Raw genomic sequence first — 18,879 nt, forward strand, 5'->3', positions numbered from 1 at the left:
ATGAGTATGTTTTCCAGTATCGTCATCGGCAATGAATCCCTGCTGATCCAGTGCAGCGATATTTTGCTACAAAAAGGGCATGCGATCCACGCGGTTGTGACACGCAACCCGGAAATCCGCAGCTGGGCCGAAGGTGCAGGGTTGAAGGTCGAAGCGCCAGGCACCGATCTGGCAACACGGCTGAACGGGATTTCTGTAGACTGGCTGTTCAGCATTGCCAACCTGTCCGTGATCCCGGACGAGGTCTTGTCAAAAGCCAACTCTGGCGCAATCAATTTCCATGATGGTCCCCTGCCCGGCTATGCGGGACTGAATGCCCCCGTCTGGGCGCTGATCAACCGAGAAACACAGCACGGTATTACGTGGCATATGATCGAAGGCGGCATTGATGAGGGCGATATTCTTGAACAGAGGATATTCGATCTGAACAGCACAGAAACTGCGCTGACGCTGAACACGAAATGCTATGAGGCGGCGATCGAGAGTTTTGGCGCGCTTGTCACCTCTCTGGAAAACGGTGCGCCCGGCCGGGTGGCGCAGGACTTGTCGAAACGGTCCTATTTTGCCCGTGATGACCGGCCCAAGGCAGCGGCGCGTCTGGATTTCCGGCGTGATGGCGAAGACTTGGTGGCGCTGGTGCGCGCTTTGGATCATGGAACTTACTGGAACCCACTGGCGTGTCCGAAGATCGTTCTTGGGGATCAGGTCTTGCTGGTCGGCGAAGCACAATTGTCTGATCTGGACAAAGGCGCTGTTCCCGGTACGGTTTTGGCCGCATCTGAGGATGATATGACCGTTGCAACCGGATCAACCCCTGTTGTTTTAAGTCGGATCACGGATACGGATGGCAAGCCTGCCACAATATCAGTGCCTGTTGGGGATGTGTTGCCCAGCGCTGATATGGCAGAGACAGACGCGCTCAGCGCAAAGATGGCTCAAATTGCCGGGGGTGAAGGACATTGGCGCACACGTCTGCGCGCCTTTGATCCTGCGGAAATGCCACTTGCTTTGGAAGCCTCTGAAACGGGCGAAGGTCGTATTGCGCTTGATCTGACGGGTGATACTGCGCTGTCCGCAATCGGCGCTTGGGCTGCCTTGTCCGGCGGCAAGACATCTTGTGATCTTGCCTATCAGGATGATGCCTTGCGCGCTTTGGATGCGCGCGGGTTTATCACCGACTGGACCCCAGTGCGATTTAACGGGTCCGGGGATTTCGCTGCTATGTCAAATGCCTTTACGACAGAGGTTACGCTGGCCCGCAAACATATCGGATTTGCCTGCGATCTGGTGGCGCGCGACGCTGATATCGACGCGTTACGGGTGCCAGATATTGGTCTCAATAGCGGCGGGACCGGTTTGATCGAAGGCACATGCGTGACGGTGTCCGTTGCCGATGCCGGTTCAACGCTCGTCTATGACAAAATGCGGATTAGCGATGTGGCTGCTGAGCTGCTTGCAGAACGGTTGCGCCTATTGGCCAATGGGGCTGAGGACGGGATGGCCTTGGCCGATCTGCCCATTCTGCCCGACACAGAACGCGACCTAATGCTACGTCGGTGGAATGACACACAGACCGGCACTGACGAGGCTGCGTGTATTCACCAGCTGTTCGAGGCACAGGTCAAACGCTCGCCAGACGCTACTGCGGTTGTATTCGAGGATCAGGCGCTTAGCTATGCTGTACTAAACGCGCGCGCCAATCAGACGGCCCATGTGCTGCGCGATATGGGCGTGAAACCCGGCACTCTGGTGGGGCTTTACACGCAACGCTCGCTTGATCTGTTGATTGGGGCTTTGGCTATTCAAAAGGCAGGCGGGGCATACGTTCCGCTGGACCCGGCATATCCTGCGGACCGGATTGCACTTTATATCGAAGACAGCGCGGCACCGGTGATCATCGCACAATCGGCGCTGGCAGCCAGCCTGCCAAAACATGCTGCGCAGGTTCTTGAAATCGACACCGATCCACGTATCGCCGCTGCATCCAAGGAAGATTTGGATAGCAGTGTTCAGCCAGATGATCTGGCCTATCTGATCTACACGTCAGGCTCTACAGGACGACCTAAAGGCGTGATGGTAGAGCACCGCAATGTGTCGAACTTCTTCACCGGCATGGATGATCGTATTGTGCACACTCCGCCCGGTGTTTGGTTGGCCGTCACAAGCCTGTCCTTTGATATCTCAGTGCTGGAACTGTTCTACACGCTGGCGCGCGGCTTCAAACTGGTGCTCAGCAGCGATGAAAACCGGGCGCTGATTTCCAGCGGCAAGATGGCTTTGACTGACCGCGGCATGGATTTCAGCCTGTTCTACTGGGGCAATGATGATGGCATTGGCCCCAAGAAATACGAGCTATTGCTAGAAGGCGCGAAATTCGCAGATCAGCATGGCTTCTGCGCCGCGTGGACGCCAGAGCGCCATTTCCATGCGTTTGGCGGGCCTTACCCTAACCCATCTGTGACCGGGGCTGCGGTTGCGGCGGTCACGAAAAACCTGGCCGTGCGGGCAGGCAGTTGCGTCGCCCCACTTCACCACACTGCGCGCATCGCCGAGGAATGGGCGGTCATTGACAACCTGACCAACGGGCGCGTCGGTCTTGCAATTGCATCGGGCTGGCAGCCCGATGACTTTGTGCTGAAACCTGAAAATACCCCGCCTGCGAATAAACCGGCCATGTTCCAAGCTATCGAAGATCTGCGCACGCTTTGGCGCGGGGATACGGTCGATTTTCCGACCAAAGATGGTAAACTATTTCCGGTTCTGACACAGCCTCGTCCTGTCTCAAAAGAGCTGCCGATCTGGGTGACAACCGCAGGCAACCCCGACACGTGGCGCGAAGCCGGTGCCAATGGCTGTAATGTGCTGACGCACTTGCTGGGTCAAAGCATTGATGAGGTCTCAGACAAGATCAAAATCTACCACGCCGCCCTGCGTGAAGCTGGCCATGATCCGGCGGATTTCAAAGTCACGCTGATGCTGCACACCTATGTAGGCGCGGATCGCGAACAGGTCCGGGCCACCGTGTTCGAGCCGATGAAAGATTACCTGCGCAGTGCTGCGGGGTTGATCAAGCAATATGCCTGGGCATTCCCAGCGTTCAAGAAGCCGCAAGGCGTGTCGAACCCGTTCGAGATTGATCTGGGATCGCTCTCTGAGGACGAAATGGAAGGCATCCTTGATTTCGCTTTTGAACGGTATTTCGAGGATGCAGGTCTGTTCGGAACCGTCGAAGACTGTGCTGCGCGGGTTGAGCAGTTGAAACGCATCGACGTGGATGAGATCGCCTGTCTGATCGACTACGGCATCTCGGTGCCAGAGGTGCTGGAAGGCCTGAGGCCACTGGCCGAAGTGCTGAAACACGCCAATGCGCCGACGGAAGTGGCGGCAGATGATTTCTCGATTGCAGCGCAGATCGTGCGTCATGACGTAACTCATGTGCAATGTACGCCCAGCATGGCGCGAATGATTACCATGAATGACGAGGCGCGGTTTGCGCTGTCGCGGGTCAAGCACCTGATGATCGGCGGGGAACCTTTGCCCGGCGCTTTGCTTGAAGAGTTTGGCAAGATCACCAAGGCCACGGTTGAAAACATGTACGGACCGACCGAGACGACGATCTGGTCCTCGACCGAAACAGCACGGGCTGGGGCAGGCATTGTAAATATCGGTACACCGATTGCGAATACGCAGCTTTATGTGCTGGATGAGAACCGTGACCCGGTGCCTGTTGGTGTTCCGGGTGAATTATATATCGGCGGTCACGGCGTCACACGCGGCTATTGGCAGCAAGAGGATTTGACAGCCGATCGTTTCGTCGCTGATCCGTTTGTTGGCGATAGCGCGGCTCCAGCAGGCGCACGAATGTATCGGACAGGTGATCTGGTGAGATGGCGTGCCGATGGCAAGATCGATTTCTTTGGGCGCGTGGACCATCAGGTCAAACTGCGCGGCCACCGCATAGAGCTGGGAGAGATCGAAGCCTGCCTTGAAGCAGTTGATGCTGTGCGCCAAGCCGTTGTGATCGCGCGCGAAGATACGCCCGGCGATACGCGACTGGTGGGTTATGTCGTGCCAAGTGGTGCCGTTTCCGAGGTGGCTTTGCGTGACGCTCTGGCAACTTCCTTGCCTGATTATATGATCCCAGCGCATTTAATCACAATGGATGCGTTTCCGCTGACACCCAACAAGAAGGTAGACCGCAACGCGCTACCTGCGCCAAGCAAAGCCGCCCCCGCGCGACCGGCAGCACAGTTTGTTGCCCCTGAAAACAACATTGAAGAACAGATTGCCACGATCTGGTCGCGCATTCTTGGTGTACCGCAGGTGGGGTCCAAAGACAATTTCTTCGAACTTGGCGGGCATTCCTTGCTGGCGGTTCAAGCGCATCGCGAAATTCGCGACACGCTTGGGGCAAGCAAGCTGAGCATTACCGACATTTTCCGGTTCCCGACCTTGTCCGCCCTTGCAGCACGGCTGGATGACCGCCCCGCCCCCATTACCGGCGAAAGCTCGGTCGAGGCGGGCAAACTGGCTGAGCGCGCGCAAGCCCGGTCTGATGCTATGTCGAAACGCCGCGCGATGCGCGCCCGCCGCTCGGCATGAGGGACAATCTGCACATTGCACGCGACACACAGCTTCTTGCGATTGCACGGAATGTATTTGGCGAAGGTGTCGCATTGGCTGTGACAGACCCCAAAACAGACCCAAGCGATTTGCATCCTGAGGAAGCCGTGTTTGTTCAAAAAGCCGCCGTAAAGCGACACCGTGAATTTGCAGCCGGGCGCAGTGCGGCCCGGCAAGCCTTGTTGCAACTTGGTGTAACCGGGCAGCCAGTTCTTATGGGGGAAGATCGTGCGCCAATTTGGCCCACAGGCTGCGTTGGCAGCATTTCGCATACGGCAGATCACTGCGTATGTGTCGCAGCTAACGCACGCCGCGTCTTATCCCTTGGCGTTGACATTGAAACGGATGCGCCGCTGAACGAAGACTTGTGGGATACGGTGTGCCTGCCAGCAGAGCTTCATTGGCTGGCCGCTCAACCGTCAGATCAGCGGGGATATTTGGCTAAGCTGATCTTCAGCGCCAAGGAATGCGCTTATAAATGCCAGTATCCTCTGAGCGGGGCTCTCTATGGATTTGACGGGATGCAAGTAGAAGTAAACCTGACAGCGGGGGTCTTTCGCGCTGTTTTCATGCAGCCTGTTGGGTCCTTCGCAGCAGGGGAAGGGTTGTCTGGCAAGTTTGGATTTGGCGCAGGTTTGATCCTAACGGGAATGCGCCTACCGCCCTTAGCTGAGGCATCTTAAATTATGGGTATTGGTCTTAGGCATTATAGCAGTAAGGCTGCGTTGAAAGTACTGGCAGTATTTGGTTTTGCAAGCTGCATCCCCGCGCCATTGTCTGAGGATGAGGTCGCGGCGCTCTATTCAGACCCGCTGCCAAAACCGACAGGTGCTTTAAACGTCTATCACCTTGGGCACAGCCTGATTGGGCGCGACATACCAGCAATGCTGGCTCAATTATCTGAGGCGGGGCATAGCTATGATGTGCAACTTGGATGGGGAACTCCGTTAAAGGCCCATTGGGAACCTGACGTTGAAATTGGGGGGTTTGAGCGCGAAAATAATCACCCGCGCTTCCGCCCTGCGAAAGAAGCTTTGGAAAGCGGTGAGTATGATGTGGTGGTGCTGACCGAAATGGTCGAGATCGAAGCCGCGATCAAATATCAAGACAGTCCGGATTATCTACATCGCTGGGCACAACTGGCTTGGCAACATAATCCGACTGCACGTGTCTATCTGTATGAAACCTGGCATCATCTTGACGACCCGGCAGGCTGGTTGAACCGAATTGATCTGGATCTGGAACGGTATTGGCAGCGCGAAATTCTGTATCGCGCTTTGGCTTACGACAATATGCAACCGATTTATGTGATCCCTGCAGGTCAGGTGCTGGCCCGTTTTGTCCGCGCTATTGAGGCAAAAGGCGGTGTTGATGGGCTAACAGGTGCGGCCGATCTGTTTGCAAAGACCGACACCGGAGAACAGGATACAATCCATTTGAACGATCTTGGGGCGTATCTAGTCGCCTTGACCCATTATGCGATTCTTTATCAGAAGGACCCGGTCGGCCTGCCCCACAAGCTAAGACGGGCAGACGGGTCTGAAGCTGATGCACCGGGGGCCGAGGCCGCAGACCTCATGCAACAGGTGGTCTGGGATGTTGTGCGAGGCTATGCTAAAATCGGGATTGTGCAGTCATGAAAGTGCAGTGTTTGGCAAACTAGATAGCACATGTGAAAATGTGATAGTTTTATGTAGAAAACTATGGAAGCTGTGACGCTAGGCTTTTAAAGTATATGAGTCTTTGTGTTGTTGCAGATTTAGTGAGTGTTGAGAGTGATATGAGTAATGAGCGTTCAGGCAATAATGCCATGCAAATGCTGCGCATTGACAGCCGGTTCAACATCTAGGAACACGGCGATATGGGTCAAGTACAGACAATTCAGGAATTCATAAGCCTGTTTCGCAGGCGTTTCTGGATAATATTCATAGTATCTGCTTTGGGTATTATCGCGACACTAATCTACACACTCAGCCAACCGCGTATCTATGAATCTACTGCTCTGATCCAAATACAGAATGCCCAAGTTGCAGATTCTTTGACGCAATCAATGGCCAGTACCGCGCCCTCGCAACGGGTACAGTTGATTGAGCAGCGTATAATGGCGCGTGATAATCTGTTGGCCGTTATCGAAAAGCATGGGCTGTTTCGTGATGTTCCCGGTCTGACACTCACACAACGTGCGGAATTACTGCGCATGGCTACACAGATTGTCGGCATCACGCCCCCGGATGCGGCGTTCCGGCCAGAGGCAAGCGGACCAACAGCCCTGAGAATAACAGTTCTTCTGGGTGACCCGCAGAAAGCCGCTGATATTGCGAATGAGTTCGCCGAAAGTGTTCTTGATGAGTATCGCAGTAAACGCGTTATCCGTACTCAGGGTGCTTTGTCGTTCTTTGAGCAGGAAGCAGACCGTATCAACACGCAGATAGCGGACCTTGAGGCTGACATAGCAGATTTCAAAATAGCAAACGCTGAAGCACTGCCCTCTGGTCTTTCGTCGCGTCAGGATCTGGTGGCAACACTGGAGGCGGGTGAGCTTGAGATTGATCAGCAGATCATTGCCTTGCGAAACGAAAACAGCACACCCCGCCGAGAGCAGATCAACGAAGGTAAGATCGCGCTTTTGCAAGAACAGAAACAGCTTTTATCCAGCCGCCGCGAGGCGCTTGAAGTCTCGATCAAAGCCTCGCCCCAGGTTGAGCGCGAATTCAATGTACTCAATCGTCGGTTGGCTGAGCTACAGGATCAATACGCTATTATAACGCGCAGCAGGTCCGAGGCCGAGATGGCGCAACAGCTAGAGGCCAGTCAGCAAACAGAACGTCTTGAGATATTGGAAACTGCACTTGTTCCCGATTGGCCAGTTGCCCCCAGCCGCAAGAAGCTATTTGGCATGGGCGCCGCTGCAGCCATCGCGCTTGCGCTTGGACTTGTCTATTTGCTTGAAGTGATGCGTCCGGTGATCCGCAACAGTGCACAGATGGAAAGACAACTGGATTTGCGTCCAGTTGTATCTATCCCCCATATCAGAACAAGGGCTGAGAAATGGCGGCGTTGGGGAAGTGCGCTGGTTATGGTTGCAGTATTTATCGCAGCTCTGCCGATCATTCTTATTATGGTTGATGAATATGTCATGCCACTCGACCTCGTCGAAGACGGAACGATATCCACAGACCGTTTCCTTGCAATCAGAGAAACCTATGACCCTACTATAAGGGCGTTTTTTCAGAATGTTCTGGGCGACAACGAATAATAAATTCAAAGGTATTCTGAGCCCCCGTCAATTTAATAACCGACACCTTAACTTTGCGCGCCTAAAGCGTTTTGCATTTAATCTGAGGCGTATCCGGCGGCTTTGAGGAAGTTCCAGCATTCGTTTGGATTGAACATGTTGCAGATATCGCCAAGAGCCTCGAACAAGGCATCGAAAGTTCTTGCTCCGATGCGGCGAAGGTGCGCTTTGAGTTTGGAGAAGGCCATTTCGATCGGATTTAGGTCGGGGCTGTAGGCGGGCAGGAACAGGAACCAGCAGCCTCGCTTGCGCATGGCTTCGGCGGCGCGCGGGCTTTTGTGGGTGGACAGGTTGTCGAGGATGACGACTGTTCCGGGATCAAGCACTGGAGCCAGCTGTGTGTCGACGTAAGTGTCGAAGGTAGGTCCGTTCATCGGACCATTGATCACCCAAGGAGCGATCAGCCCGTCTTGCGTCAGACCGGCAATGAATGTCTGCGTCCCCCATCTGCCAAAGGGAGCGGTGCCGTAGAGCCTCTCCCCGACTGGAGCTCGCCCGCGCAGGCGTGTGAGGTTGGTCTTCACCGCCGTCTCGTCAATGAAGACCAGTCTGTGCGGCTCCTGGCGCATGCGGGGCTGACGGCGCGTGATCCAGTCACGGCGGGCTTGACGCACCACGGGCCGATCACGCTCTGCCGCGATCAGTCCTTTTTTATATGAAAGCCCGGCGCGATGGAGGGCGCGGTGCAACGACGATAGCTGAACGTCTACGCCATGTGTTTGCAGGAGGGCAGCAGCCAGTTCCTTGAGCGTGATATCCGGTTCGGCCTTCACGATCTCCAGCAGAAAATCCCGGTGCGGCGCAAGCTTGCCAAATTGACCAGACGGGCGGCCTTGAGGCTTGGGCGCTATCGCGCCGCGTTCACGATGCTCTGCCGCAAAACGGACCGCCGTCGCAGCGCTAACTCCAAAAAGCCGCCCAGCCGAACGCGCTGAGTTTCCCTTGGCAATGTAAGCGCAAATCCGTTCCCGAAGGTCCAAAGAGTAGGGTTTGCCCATGATCCACCTCCCAGAGGAAGTGAAGCACACAAACAGCTCCGTGTGAATCCCCCTTCGATTCAGATCAAACGCAAACCGCTTTAATGTTTATTTATAATTAAAAGCGGATATTTTTGTGCCAGCTCTTTAAAAAACTATTCGATAAAAAGATTAACAGCACAAAAGAAACCAAGCCGTTGTAAATAAAATATTTTTACCCTCCCAGCTAAATGCTACTGTTAAAACAATACAGCTCGACGGTTTCCAAGCCTGAAACAAATCGCAAACAAGCCATAAAGTCGCCTGAATCAAGCACTTTATTACTGTAGAAGAGATTGAGAACTGTTTCCAATCTTGATATAAAAAGCTTCTCAGGTGGAATAAATGCTAAACAGATCAACTATTATTGCTGTGCTTTGTTGTGCACCTTCAATTGCGCTGTCAGACAGCGTCTTGTTGCAATCGACGGATGGCTTTATTGACTTGGAAGGTGAAATCCTTGAATTCAATGGGGATATCATCACATTCAAAACTTCTGTTGGTACAGTCAAAGTACCAGCCACTGATCTACAATGCATTGGCGCAACCTGCCCCCCAGAGCTTGCAGTTACAACAATTGATGGTGAGCTTGCAATCTCAGTTGAGAACACATCCCTCACAACTGTCTTAGCCCCGCTCATCGAAACGTATGGTTCGTCAATTGATGCTGAGGTTACATCAGAAGGCATAATAGAAGCGAACTCGACCTTCAGCCTGACCACACCAGAAGATGGCGGGTCTGCAACAATCAGTGTCAGTTCTGAAGACGCAACGGGTCAGCTCAGCGTCAGAACTGCGGCCGCATTTTCTGGCAGCAATGAACCGCTTCCTCTTGGAAATTGGGATGGCGTTGATACAACTGCGCCTGAAAGCATACTTGCCCTGACTGCATTTGTCGTGGTGGCGTCCCCGAGTGTGACGATCAATTCCATATCTATGACTGATCTTGCCGCCATATATTCAGGTGAAATCACAAACTGGTCCGAATTCGGCGGGCCAGACCTACCTATCATCCCTTTCTTGAGGGAAAACGGGTCTCAAGACCGCACAGACTTCGTTGATATTGTCATGGCACCGCAGAGCAAAGACGTCTCCAAGGATGCTGTCTCAGTCAACACTGATAAAGGCATTGCCTATGCAATGACGTCATTCGATGGTGGTATTGGTGTTACAAATCCGAGCGATATAGCAGATGCGAAAGTGCTGGATATTCAAGGCTCTTGCGAGATCGTCACTAAACCAGACGAGTTTGAGATAAAGACAGGCCAGTACCCGCTGACCCGCGCCGTACTTGCCACACATAGTGGCGACCTTCCATTTATTGGCAAAGGTTTTCTTCAAGTAGCCAAGACCAATGAAAGCCAGAAGCTCATTACGCCTTCCGGTTTTTTCGGCCAAAATATTGAAACTGAAGAGGATGATCGCAGAGCAAGCCGTTTGGCTGATGCGATGCAGTCAGAAGGAAGCCTCATAGAACGCTCATCGCTTCTGGCCATGGTCGAAGCTACGTTGGACGCTGATCGTCTGACATCTACATTCCGCTTCGCTGAAAATGACCCGGTACAGAACGCATGGGGTAGAGCCGAGTTTCAACGGTTATCAGAATATCTGGAAGAAGGTGGATTTGAGGGCGGAGAAGTCATCTTTGCAGGGTTTTCAGGCGGTTCTGAAAACACACAAGACGCTATTGAAACCTCTGTTGCATCAGCAAATGCAACTCTTGCTGCATTTCTGGAATATGCACCGCAATTCTCAACTGAGGGTAGCAGCCCTGTGTCATTTACTGCCGCAGGCTTTGGAAGCGTTAATCCGGTCGCATGTCATGCAGACCCGATGGGCCCTCGTCTAAATCAACGCGTCGAAGTGTGGGTTCGACCATGAGCAAGCCATTTATATTGTACGAAGTCTTGGGGGCTGGGCAGTTATCGCAACCGATCAACACATGCGATTGTGGAAAACCTATCAAAGAACCTATGGAGAGACAGAAATGAAAAAAGCAGAATCTTCCCTTATTGCGTTAGCATTTGCTACGCTCACGGTCGGTGCCGCAGTTGCACCTGACGCAGCCCAAGCTCAGAATATCCAATGCGGCGGCGAATATACGGTTGTCCGTGGTGACTATCTGTCAAGCATCGCAAAGCGTGCCTATGGATCATCATCCAACTTCCAGATCATCTACAGCGCGAACTCAGCCATCATTGGTCCGAACCCTGCCTTGATCAATGAAGGTATGCGTCTGACAATCCCCTGTATTGATGGGAATGTTGGCACTTCAAGCGCCAGCACAGACGCTATCCGCCCGATAGAGACGACACAAACATTAGATGCCCCTGATGAGTTGGCCGTGCGTGTTGTTGTCGGCACTGACTGGAAACCGTTCACTGACGAAGATCAAGGCCAAGGCGGCATGATCACCGAAATTACGAATGTTGCACTCGCAGCAGCAGACGGCAAACCAGAATACAAAATCGACTTCATTAACGATTGGGGCGCGCACCTTCAGCCGCTGATCTCAGATCATGCTTACGACTTCAGCCTAGCTTGGTTCCGTCCGAACTGTGACTTTATCGACAAGCTGGGCGATGACTCCAAGTTCCGCTGTAACAACCTTGACTGGTCCGAACCAATGTTCGAGCAGATCTTTGGCTACTATACCCGCATCGAAGATGCAGCGCCGGCGTCATATAAAGATCTGTTTGGCAAAACGATCTGTCGCCCTGCCGGGTTTGCGACTTTCCAGCTGGAAGAGAAGGATCTAAAAGAGCCGAACATTACTCTGAAACGCGAAGCGGTGATTTCAGATTGTTTCACAGGTCTTGTTGAAGGCAAATACGACGTTGTTGCGCTGGCCGTGGACTCGGCAGAGGGTGCAATGACAGAAACCGGAACCAAAGATAAAGTTCGTTACAACGAAAACCTGTCTCAGGTTCTTACGATCCACGCTGTTATTTCCAAAACGCATCCGCGTCGCGAAGAACTTCTGGCAACTTTGGACAGCGGCATAAAGACAATCAAAGGCAACGGCGAGTGGTTCTCGATCATCCGTCGTCACCTTGCTGAATTCCGGGCTCAGAACCAGTAATTTAAGCTGAGCTTAAAACGAAAAACGCCCGGTTTGTTGCCGGGCGTTTTATTATATATGCAGAGCCTTATTTACACATTTGCAGCTTGCTTTACGGCACCTGCGCGCCTGTCTTCGACGATCATGTCACTGATCTTTTCACCAATCATTATGGCGGGTGCGTTTGTATTGCCCGAAACGATCTCGGGCATGATAGAGCAATCAGCGATCCGCAGCCCCTCAACACCATGCACCCGCAAACGCTCATCCACGACAGCGTCATCCCCCTTACCCATTTTACAGGTTCCAGTAGGGTGATAAATTGTCGTGGCGAAATTCCGGACCCAATCCAGAAGCTCTTCATCGCTTTGTGCATCCACACCGGGCGCATGTTCCGACGAAATTTTTGAAGCTAATGGTGGTCGCGTTGAAATATCGCGCGCAATTTTAACGCCTTCCGTGATGGTGCGGCAGTCAGCCTCAGTCGCGAGGTAATTCGGGTGTATTTTCGGATAAACCCGCGCGTCATTCGAGGCGAGCCTGATTTCACCACGGCTTTCCGGACGAAGTTGGCATACTGACATCGTAAAGGCCGAAAATGGGTGAACGCCCTCGCCGGGACTGTCTGCAGACCAAGGTTGTACGTGGAATTGAATGTCCGGTGTCTCCACGTGGTCGCCAGTACGCATGAACCCCGTCGCAAGGCTGGCTGCCATCGTCATTGGCCCCGCGCGGAACAGAGCATATTTCAAAGCGATTCGCGCCTGATTGAACAAACTGCGCACTTCATCGTTCAAAGTTGGTTCATTACATTTGTATACGAGACGTGCTTGAAGGTGGTCTTGCAAATTCTTACCGACACCCGGCCGGTCAGCAAGAACATCAATCCCGTGTTCGGTCAATTGAGCGGCTTCACCGATGCCAGACAGCATCAGAAGTTGCGGCGACCCAATAGCACCGGATGCGAGAATCACTTCGGCATCAGCACGTACGATTTGCTCGACCCCGGATTTGTCGAAATAGGCAACACCCACGGCACGCCCGTTTTCAATTATCACACGGCTTGCAGGCGCACGAGTCAGGATTGTCAGGTTCTCGCGCGACTTTACAGGGTTCAGATAGGCAACTGCGGCCGAACAGCGGCGCCCATTACGAGTGGTCAGCTGAAAGTACCCAACGCCTTCCTGATCAGCCCCATTGTAGTCGGGGTTGAAATTGTATCCAGCATCCTGCGCAGCCGCGACCCAAGCATCACAAATAGGGCGTTGAATCCGCATATTAGAGACTGAAAGCGGACCACCCACACCGTGAAATTCGTCTTCTCCACGTTCCTGATCTTCAGCGCGTTTGAACAGGGGAAGGACATCATCCCAGCCCCATCCTGTATTGCCCATTTGGCGCCAGCGATCATAATCCTGCGGCTGCCCTCGTACATAAAGCAATCCGTTCAAGGAAGAAGACCCGCCAAGAACCTTGCCGCGCGGCCAGTCGAGCTGCCGCCCGTTCAGGCCAGGATCAGGCTCCGTCTTGTAGCACCAATCAACGGAAGGATTGTGCATTGTCTTGAAATAACCAACGGGAATATGTATCCAAGGATTCAAGTCACGGCCACCGGCTTCCATCAGAATGACTTTGACTGATGGATCAGCGCTCAGGCGGTTAGCGACGACGCATCCGGCAGAGCCCGCGCCCACAACGATATAGTCGGCTTTCAATTCAACCATAATGCGTCCTCCCTGCATGTATTGTCGTGATATCGTAGAATTTGCTTGCGTATCATTCAACAAATGGTTCAATCTTGAGAACATAAGTATCATTTTTATTCAAGGGAGGAAAAAATGAAAGCTTCCAAAGCCCTCAGCGGCTTGTCTCGCCGAGACCTTCTGAAACTCACTGGCCAGTACGGCATATCATCCGTCGTGATGGGTGCCGGTGCTTTGGGCGGCGCAGTGACCCTGCCTTCTTTGGCACGCGCAGCTGAGTCCACCTACGAAAAGCGTTTTGGCAAAGAAGCCAAGCATACGCTGAAACTTGGCGCATCTGGATTTAATGCCCGCAACCTTTTGATCGAACGTGCCGGACCACTTGAGTTTGCACGTGACCTTGAGGAGCGGACAGATGGCGAAATTCGCGTAGAATTCATCGGGGATAACCAGATCTGTGGTCAGCTATCCTGCGTTGAGAAGACGCAGCTTGGCGTTGTCGACATGTATTCTGCGTCTACACAAAACTCAGCTGGTGGCGCACCTTATCTGAACGTGTTGGACTACGCATACATGTTCCCAAGCCGTGCGGCACAGTATCACTTCCTGTACAGCCCTGCATCCATGAAGCTTCTGCGGGAGCCTCTGGAAAAACGCCATGGCCTGAAATTCCTGTTCAGCCATTGCGAATTGCGTGGCATTCAGTTGGGTCAAAGCTTTGCAGACAAACCAGTAGTCACAAAACTGGAAGAGCTGTTCGGAACCAAAAACCGGGTCACCGGTACACAGCTTGGACGAGATCGCAATGGAGCTGTTGAACCTGAACCCTGTTCCGGTTGCTTGGGAAGAAACGCTTGACGGTCTGAAGCAAGGTCTGATCGACGGTGCGGAAACATGGGCATCTGCTGTGGCATATGCCAACATGTCACCTGTTGTATCGCAATCGGTTGACCTGAAATTCTTCTGCGGAACAGAGCATACGTCGATCTCGACAAAAGTGTTCGATTCACTTGAGCCACATCTTCAGGATGCCGTGATGGAATCAGCTTACTGGGCTCAGGTCCACGTTCAGGCAGCAAACGAAGCTGCACTCGTCAAAACTGTTGGTTTCAGTGATCCACAGCTACCAGGCACGATCTTCGACAAAGAAAACGTCAAGCCGGCATTCCTGGCGGATGACCAGATCAAGATGGCCGAAGAGATGTGTTCGCCTGAATTCAACCCAGAGCCTTGGGCGCAGTGGCGTGAACGGCTCAATGGCTGGGCTGACGGCATCGACACCTATCAGGAAATTTACAATGTTGCGCGGGAAATCCCGACTGATACACTTCCTGAGAATGTTGAGCCGCGTCGCTGGTGGCGCACATAATATCGCTTTTGTCCGGGCGGCTTCGGGCGCCCGGATATTCAAACCAACATTAAGATTGGTTAAATTCGGATTATACGGGAGGACACGTCGATGGCCAGTTGGTTCGACGGGATGGGCGAAGTGATAAGCGCTCTTTTCGCAAATGATGCGTGGATACTTTCTGACGCACTCAGAAGTAATATGGGCGTCTGGCCTCTTGGCTTGATCTTCCTACTCGTCAGCGGTCTATTGATCGTCTTCATCTATCGCACTGTTCCCGTTCTCGATAGATACCTAGAGCCAACATTCATGGTCGCGTCCTACTTGCTGATGGGCGGCATTATCTTCGTGGGTGTTGTGCAACGCTTTTGGCTGAATGGTCAGCCGTCCTGGTCCTCCACCGTTCCGCCAATGCTGTTTCTGATCATGGCTTGGCTCGGATGCAGCTATAACGTCAAACTGCGGACGCATTTGGCCTTTTCAGAGTTTAGAACAAAAATGCCGAGGCCTGCTCAGATGGCCTGCCTAAGCCTTGATACAATCTTATGGATCGGCTTTTCCTGGATCGTTCTGGTCACAGGTATGAAAGTCACTGCCAACTCTGCCGCGAACTTTCAAATCGTACCTGGTACGGATGATCTCAAACAGTGGTGGTTCCTGCTGGTCCTTCCGCTCAGCTTCACGTTCCTGACTGCGCGTGCGCTTGAGAATTTCTTCGATGATCTGCGCAACTACCGCTCTGGTGAGCCGCTCATCAAACAAGCTGTGATCGGGGGGATTGATACGATGGAAACTTCAACTTGGGTAACGATTATCTCAATTGCAGTGACGATAATGTTTACACTTGGCGTTCCAGTTTTTCTGGTGATCGGCTACTGGGTTATCGGTATGTCCTTCCTGATCGGATTGACGCTGGATAACATGGGGTCGCAGCTGTCGGACGTGTTCACCGACGGGTTTGCATTGCTAGCTATGCCGCTGTTCATTCTAACGGGTGACTTGATCAACCGCTCCGGGATTGCTCGCCGTTTGTCAGATTACGCCTATGCGTGTCTTGGCTGGTTGCGGGGTGGGCTTGCAATGGCCTCGCTTGGGGCCTGTGGTCTCTTCGCTGCTATTTCTGGGTCGAACTCAGCGACAACAGCCACAATTGGATCCATGCTGCACCCTGAGATGGTAAAAGGTGGCTATGACGAGCGTTTCTCGGCTGCCACGGCCGCAGCTGGCGGAACCGTGGGGATTATCATCCCGCCGTCGATCATCTTTATCGTGTATGGCTTCCTGCTGAACCTGACGGTTTCAGACTTGTTCGTGGCAGGGATTATTCCTGGTGCCCTGATGGTTTTTGCAATGATGCTCGCCTGTTTTATCATTTCCACCATCAACGGTTGGGGCGTTTTGATTGGTCTTAGCGTGACACGGGTTTTGAAGACTGCATTAGGTGCCTGGCTGGGGTTCTTTGCCATCGGTCTGGTGCTGTATGGCATCTACAGCGGTAAATTTTCGGCGACCGAGGCTGCTGGCGTTACCGTTGGATTCTGCGTGATTGTCGGCTTCGTATGCCTGCCACTTCACAAGCTGATGGGTCGAGATGAAGACCGCGACGTCTCAGAAAAAGGCTTTGCTGAAATGCTGGTGGTACGCGGGTTTGGGCCGCTTGAGCTGCCTTCAATCACGATGCGCTCTGCGCAGATCACAGGAATTCTTGCCCCGCTGATTGCGATCTCGATCGTGATGCAGCAGATCCTGTCGCAACTCGGAGCGCAGGCAACAATCACCGAATTTGTGACTTCGATGGGCGGGTATTATCCGGTTCTGTTCACCTCCATGGCGATTGTGTTCGTGGCTGGTATGGTACTGGAATCTCTACCGGTAACAATTATTCTGGCCCCTATCCTCGCACCGATTGCCGCTCAGGTTGGGGTTGATCCAATTCAGTTTTCCGTAATCTTCCTCGTCGGCGCCTCAATCGGGTTCATTACGCCACCATATGGTTTGAACCTGTATGTGGCGTCAGGTGTTACGGGCGTGCCGTATTTCCGCTTGTTGCGATACACGGTGCCTTATCTGGTGGCTCTGATCTCTGTCTGGTTCCTTGTGGCGCTTGTGCCTGAACTGTCGACCTATCTTGTACCGACAAAAGGCTGAGAGGCACACGGATGGACGGGCAACACACAGAGACGATTCCAACAAATCTCAGACTGCTTATGGTTCTTGAGATAGTCTCCGAGAAAGGTGAGCCTGTCACTCCGACCGAAGTAAATGCAACCCTTGGGTTGCCGAAGCCGACAATTCACCGGCTTTTCTCAACGCTTGAGGCGGAAGGTTTTCTGCAACGCGAGATTAACGGCAGAACCTATTCTCCCGGCGCAAGGTTGCGGACTATGTCCCAAGGCATCCTGTCTTCCCTGCGTATTAGAACTGCACGACAAACAATTTTGAAAAAGCTGAGCGGTGAGATCGGAGAAACCTGCAATATTGCCTTACCGGACCGGGACGCGATGATTTACATCGAACGGGTCGAAACGGAATGGCCTTTGCGTATACAGCTACCTATCGGAAGCCGCGTACCGTTCTATTGCACGGCCAGTGGGAAGATGTATCTAAGCCACCTGAACAAAAATCACCTGAAACGATACGTGAACGCAGAGAACCTTAAGGCCAAGACGGCTAATACAATCACCTCCCCCGCCTCTCTTCTAAAAGAGATTTCCGAGATATCAAAGCTTGGCTATTCAACTGATCGAGAAGAATTCATGGACGGCATGATCGCTGTTGCAGTCCCAATCCTTGAACAAAACGGTCGCTTGATGTCTACCTTATCCTTTCATGCGCCCACACAGCGGTTCAGCATCGACAAGGCGTTGAGTTTTCTGCCTGCCTTACATGAAGCCTCTGAGGAACTATCGAAACTGGTACAGGATCTGACCTGAGTCCTTCAGAAAATGTTGGTATTTGCCTTCTAATTATGTGTCGAAATTGTGGCACTCGAGTTTAAACTTTAGTTAATTACCTCACGTCACCGCCCCAGAATTAACCATAGTTCGCACATTTTTTGTCTCAGTTGATAACTAAAAATTAACTCGCGGAGGCAATTCTGCTTCCTATCTTAAATTACTTTTGGAGGCATGACTATGAAAAGCAAAACGCTTAAAAGCGCATTCTATGGCGTAAGTCTTGGTGCCGTTATTTTGTGCGGACAGGCTATTGCCGGTCCAGTTAAAGTTGAATCCCCCGATCAATCCATTCAGGTTTCAGGTGAACTCGTTGAGTTCGATGGCAAGATCTATACAATTTCTAGTGCTATCGGCATTGTTGAAGTTGCAGCCCACGCAGTTAACTGCAGCGGTGTTGCTTGCCCACCTACGGAAGCTGTGAAAGCCGGTTTCCTTGTTGCAGGCGCCCTGCACAAAGGTGATATCATGAAAGTGGTCGACTAAGACATATCACCACACGGTATTTGTTTCAAAACGGCCGGTCTCTGGGGGATCGGCCGTTTTGCTTTTTAAGCGCAGACATCCCCTGAGATATTCGGGGCTGTCTCATAGGAACACAGAAACCACCTGCGGTTATATGCCGGGCAGGACAATCATGTTGGGCTTGGTAAACGCGATAAGGCTCCGTATACAGAGTGGCAGGAGGACACTGCGATGGGCATCAGTGGAATAGGCGGTTTACTTGTCTTTTGTTTGGATATTTGGGCAATTGTTTCGGTCATTAATTCAAGTGAAACAACAGGTAAGAAGGTCGTTTGGATACTTCTTGTCCTATTCCTGCCATTGGTCGGTTTTCTGATTTGGTTTTTTGCGGGTCCACGCGCAACGCAGTAGGTT

General features: G+C 52.6%; 12 protein-coding genes and 2 pseudogenes. 12 read left to right on the top strand and 2 right to left on the bottom strand.

What is annotated here, in order from left to right:
* The 4 genes from ACZ1HF_RS09315 (at window position 1) to ACZ1HF_RS09330 (ending at window position 7,879) form a co-directional block, all read left to right on the top strand.
* Window positions 1–4,602 carry a MupA/Atu3671 family FMN-dependent luciferase-like monooxygenase gene (locus ACZ1HF_RS09315; RefSeq protein ID WP_472657227.1) on the top strand — a complete coding sequence of 1,534 codons (4,602 nt, stop codon included), beginning with the start codon at window positions 1–3 and terminating at the stop codon, window positions 4,600–4,602.
* Window positions 4,599–5,306, top strand: a complete 708-nt coding sequence (locus tag ACZ1HF_RS09320) for a 4'-phosphopantetheinyl transferase family protein (RefSeq protein WP_472657228.1) — start codon at window positions 4,599–4,601, stop codon at window positions 5,304–5,306. Before ACZ1HF_RS09315 ends, ACZ1HF_RS09320 begins: the two co-directional genes overlap by 4 nt.
* Window positions 5,307–5,309: 3 nt before the next feature.
* Window positions 5,310–6,263 carry a hypothetical protein gene (locus tag ACZ1HF_RS09325; RefSeq protein WP_472657229.1) on the top strand — a complete coding sequence of 318 codons (954 nt, stop codon included), beginning with the start codon at window positions 5,310–5,312 and terminating at the stop codon, window positions 6,261–6,263.
* 221 nt (window positions 6,264–6,484) lie between these two features.
* The gene (locus tag ACZ1HF_RS09330; protein ID WP_472657230.1) at window positions 6,485–7,879 is read left to right on the top strand and encodes a GumC family protein; all 1,395 of its coding nucleotides are present in this window, start codon (window positions 6,485–6,487) and stop codon (window positions 7,877–7,879) included.
* Between the two features lie 77 nt (window positions 7,880–7,956).
* On the opposite strand, the gene ACZ1HF_RS09335 is transcribed toward ACZ1HF_RS09330, so the two are convergent.
* Window positions 7,957–8,916, bottom strand: coding sequence for an IS630 family transposase (locus tag ACZ1HF_RS09335; protein WP_472656335.1), 960 nt, complete (start codon window positions 8,914–8,916; stop codon window positions 7,957–7,959).
* A 363-nt stretch (window positions 8,917–9,279) separates the two neighbouring features.
* Here ACZ1HF_RS09335 and ACZ1HF_RS09340 point away from each other — a divergent pair, with 363 nt between their 5' ends.
* Together ACZ1HF_RS09340 and ACZ1HF_RS09345 are read left to right on the top strand one after the other, a co-directional pair.
* Window positions 9,280–10,815: a PstS family phosphate ABC transporter substrate-binding protein gene (locus ACZ1HF_RS09340; RefSeq protein ID WP_472657231.1), complete on the top strand. Its 1,536-nt coding sequence runs from the start codon at window positions 9,280–9,282 to the stop codon at window positions 10,813–10,815.
* A gap of 106 nt (window positions 10,816–10,921) precedes the next feature.
* A complete protein-coding gene (locus ACZ1HF_RS09345; protein WP_472657232.1) occupies window positions 10,922–12,016 on the top strand; it encodes a LysM peptidoglycan-binding domain-containing protein in 1,095 nt (364 codons plus the stop codon).
* Between the two features lie 71 nt (window positions 12,017–12,087).
* On the opposite strand, the gene ACZ1HF_RS09350 is transcribed toward ACZ1HF_RS09345, so the two are convergent.
* Entirely contained in the window at window positions 12,088–13,719 is a 1,632-nt protein-coding gene (locus ACZ1HF_RS09350; protein WP_472657233.1) for a GMC family oxidoreductase, read from the bottom strand.
* Window positions 13,720–13,833: 114 nt separating this feature from the next.
* Here ACZ1HF_RS09350 and ACZ1HF_RS09355 point away from each other — a divergent pair.
* The 6 genes and pseudogenes from ACZ1HF_RS09355 to ACZ1HF_RS09380 all read left to right on the top strand — a co-directional run bounded on the left by ACZ1HF_RS09355 (window position 13,834) and on the right by ACZ1HF_RS09380 (window position 18,876).
* Window positions 13,834–15,067, top strand: a pseudogene (locus ACZ1HF_RS09355) (TRAP transporter substrate-binding protein).
* A gap of 309 nt (window positions 15,068–15,376) precedes the next feature.
* Window positions 15,377–15,763: pseudogene (locus tag ACZ1HF_RS09360) on the top strand (TRAP transporter small permease); the annotation flags it as partial.
* Window positions 15,764–15,832: 69 nt separating this feature from the next.
* Window positions 15,833–17,194 (top strand): TRAP transporter large permease, encoded by a 1,362-nt coding sequence (locus ACZ1HF_RS09365; RefSeq protein ID WP_472659017.1) that lies wholly within the window; start codon window positions 15,833–15,835, stop codon window positions 17,192–17,194.
* An 11-nt stretch (window positions 17,195–17,205) separates the two neighbouring features.
* Complete coding sequence (locus ACZ1HF_RS09370) at window positions 17,206–17,979, top strand: IclR family transcriptional regulator (protein ID WP_472657234.1); 774 nt, start codon at window positions 17,206–17,208, stop codon at window positions 17,977–17,979.
* A gap of 201 nt (window positions 17,980–18,180) precedes the next feature.
* A complete protein-coding gene (locus ACZ1HF_RS09375) occupies window positions 18,181–18,486 on the top strand; it encodes a hypothetical protein (protein WP_472657235.1) in 306 nt (101 codons plus the stop codon).
* Window positions 18,487–18,696: 210 nt separating this feature from the next.
* Complete coding sequence (locus ACZ1HF_RS09380) at window positions 18,697–18,876, top strand: PLD nuclease N-terminal domain-containing protein (RefSeq protein WP_472657236.1); 180 nt, start codon at window positions 18,697–18,699, stop codon at window positions 18,874–18,876.
* Window positions 18,877–18,879 lie beyond the last annotated feature (3 nt).

It is taken from the genome of Litoreibacter sp. GN1-5 (genome assembly GCF_055693805.1).

Bases quoted from the DNA above. Each gene is read 5' to 3' on its own strand.
- ACZ1HF_RS09315 (WP_472657227.1), top strand. From the start codon at position 1: ATGAGTATGTTTTCCAGTATCGTCATCGGCAATGAATCCCTGCTGATC.
- ACZ1HF_RS09320 (WP_472657228.1), top strand. From the start codon at position 4,599: ATGAGGGACAATCTGCACATTGCACGCGACACACAGCTTCTTGCGATT.
- ACZ1HF_RS09325 (WP_472657229.1), top strand. From the start codon at position 5,310: ATGGGTATTGGTCTTAGGCATTATAGCAGTAAGGCTGCGTTGAAAGTA.
- ACZ1HF_RS09330 (WP_472657230.1), top strand. From the start codon at position 6,485: ATGGGTCAAGTACAGACAATTCAGGAATTCATAAGCCTGTTTCGCAGG.
- ACZ1HF_RS09335 (WP_472656335.1), bottom strand. From the start codon at position 8,916: ATGGGCAAACCCTACTCTTTGGACCTTCGGGAACGGATTTGCGCTTAC.
- ACZ1HF_RS09340 (WP_472657231.1), top strand. From the start codon at position 9,280: ATGCTAAACAGATCAACTATTATTGCTGTGCTTTGTTGTGCACCTTCA.
- ACZ1HF_RS09345 (WP_472657232.1), top strand. From the start codon at position 10,922: ATGAAAAAAGCAGAATCTTCCCTTATTGCGTTAGCATTTGCTACGCTC.
- ACZ1HF_RS09350 (WP_472657233.1), bottom strand. From the start codon at position 13,719: ATGGTTGAATTGAAAGCCGACTATATCGTTGTGGGCGCGGGCTCTGCC.
- ACZ1HF_RS09365 (WP_472659017.1), top strand. From the start codon at position 15,833: ATGGAAACTTCAACTTGGGTAACGATTATCTCAATTGCAGTGACGATA.
- ACZ1HF_RS09370 (WP_472657234.1), top strand. From the start codon at position 17,206: ATGGACGGGCAACACACAGAGACGATTCCAACAAATCTCAGACTGCTT.
- ACZ1HF_RS09375 (WP_472657235.1), top strand. From the start codon at position 18,181: ATGAAAAGCAAAACGCTTAAAAGCGCATTCTATGGCGTAAGTCTTGGT.
- ACZ1HF_RS09380 (WP_472657236.1), top strand. From the start codon at position 18,697: ATGGGCATCAGTGGAATAGGCGGTTTACTTGTCTTTTGTTTGGATATT.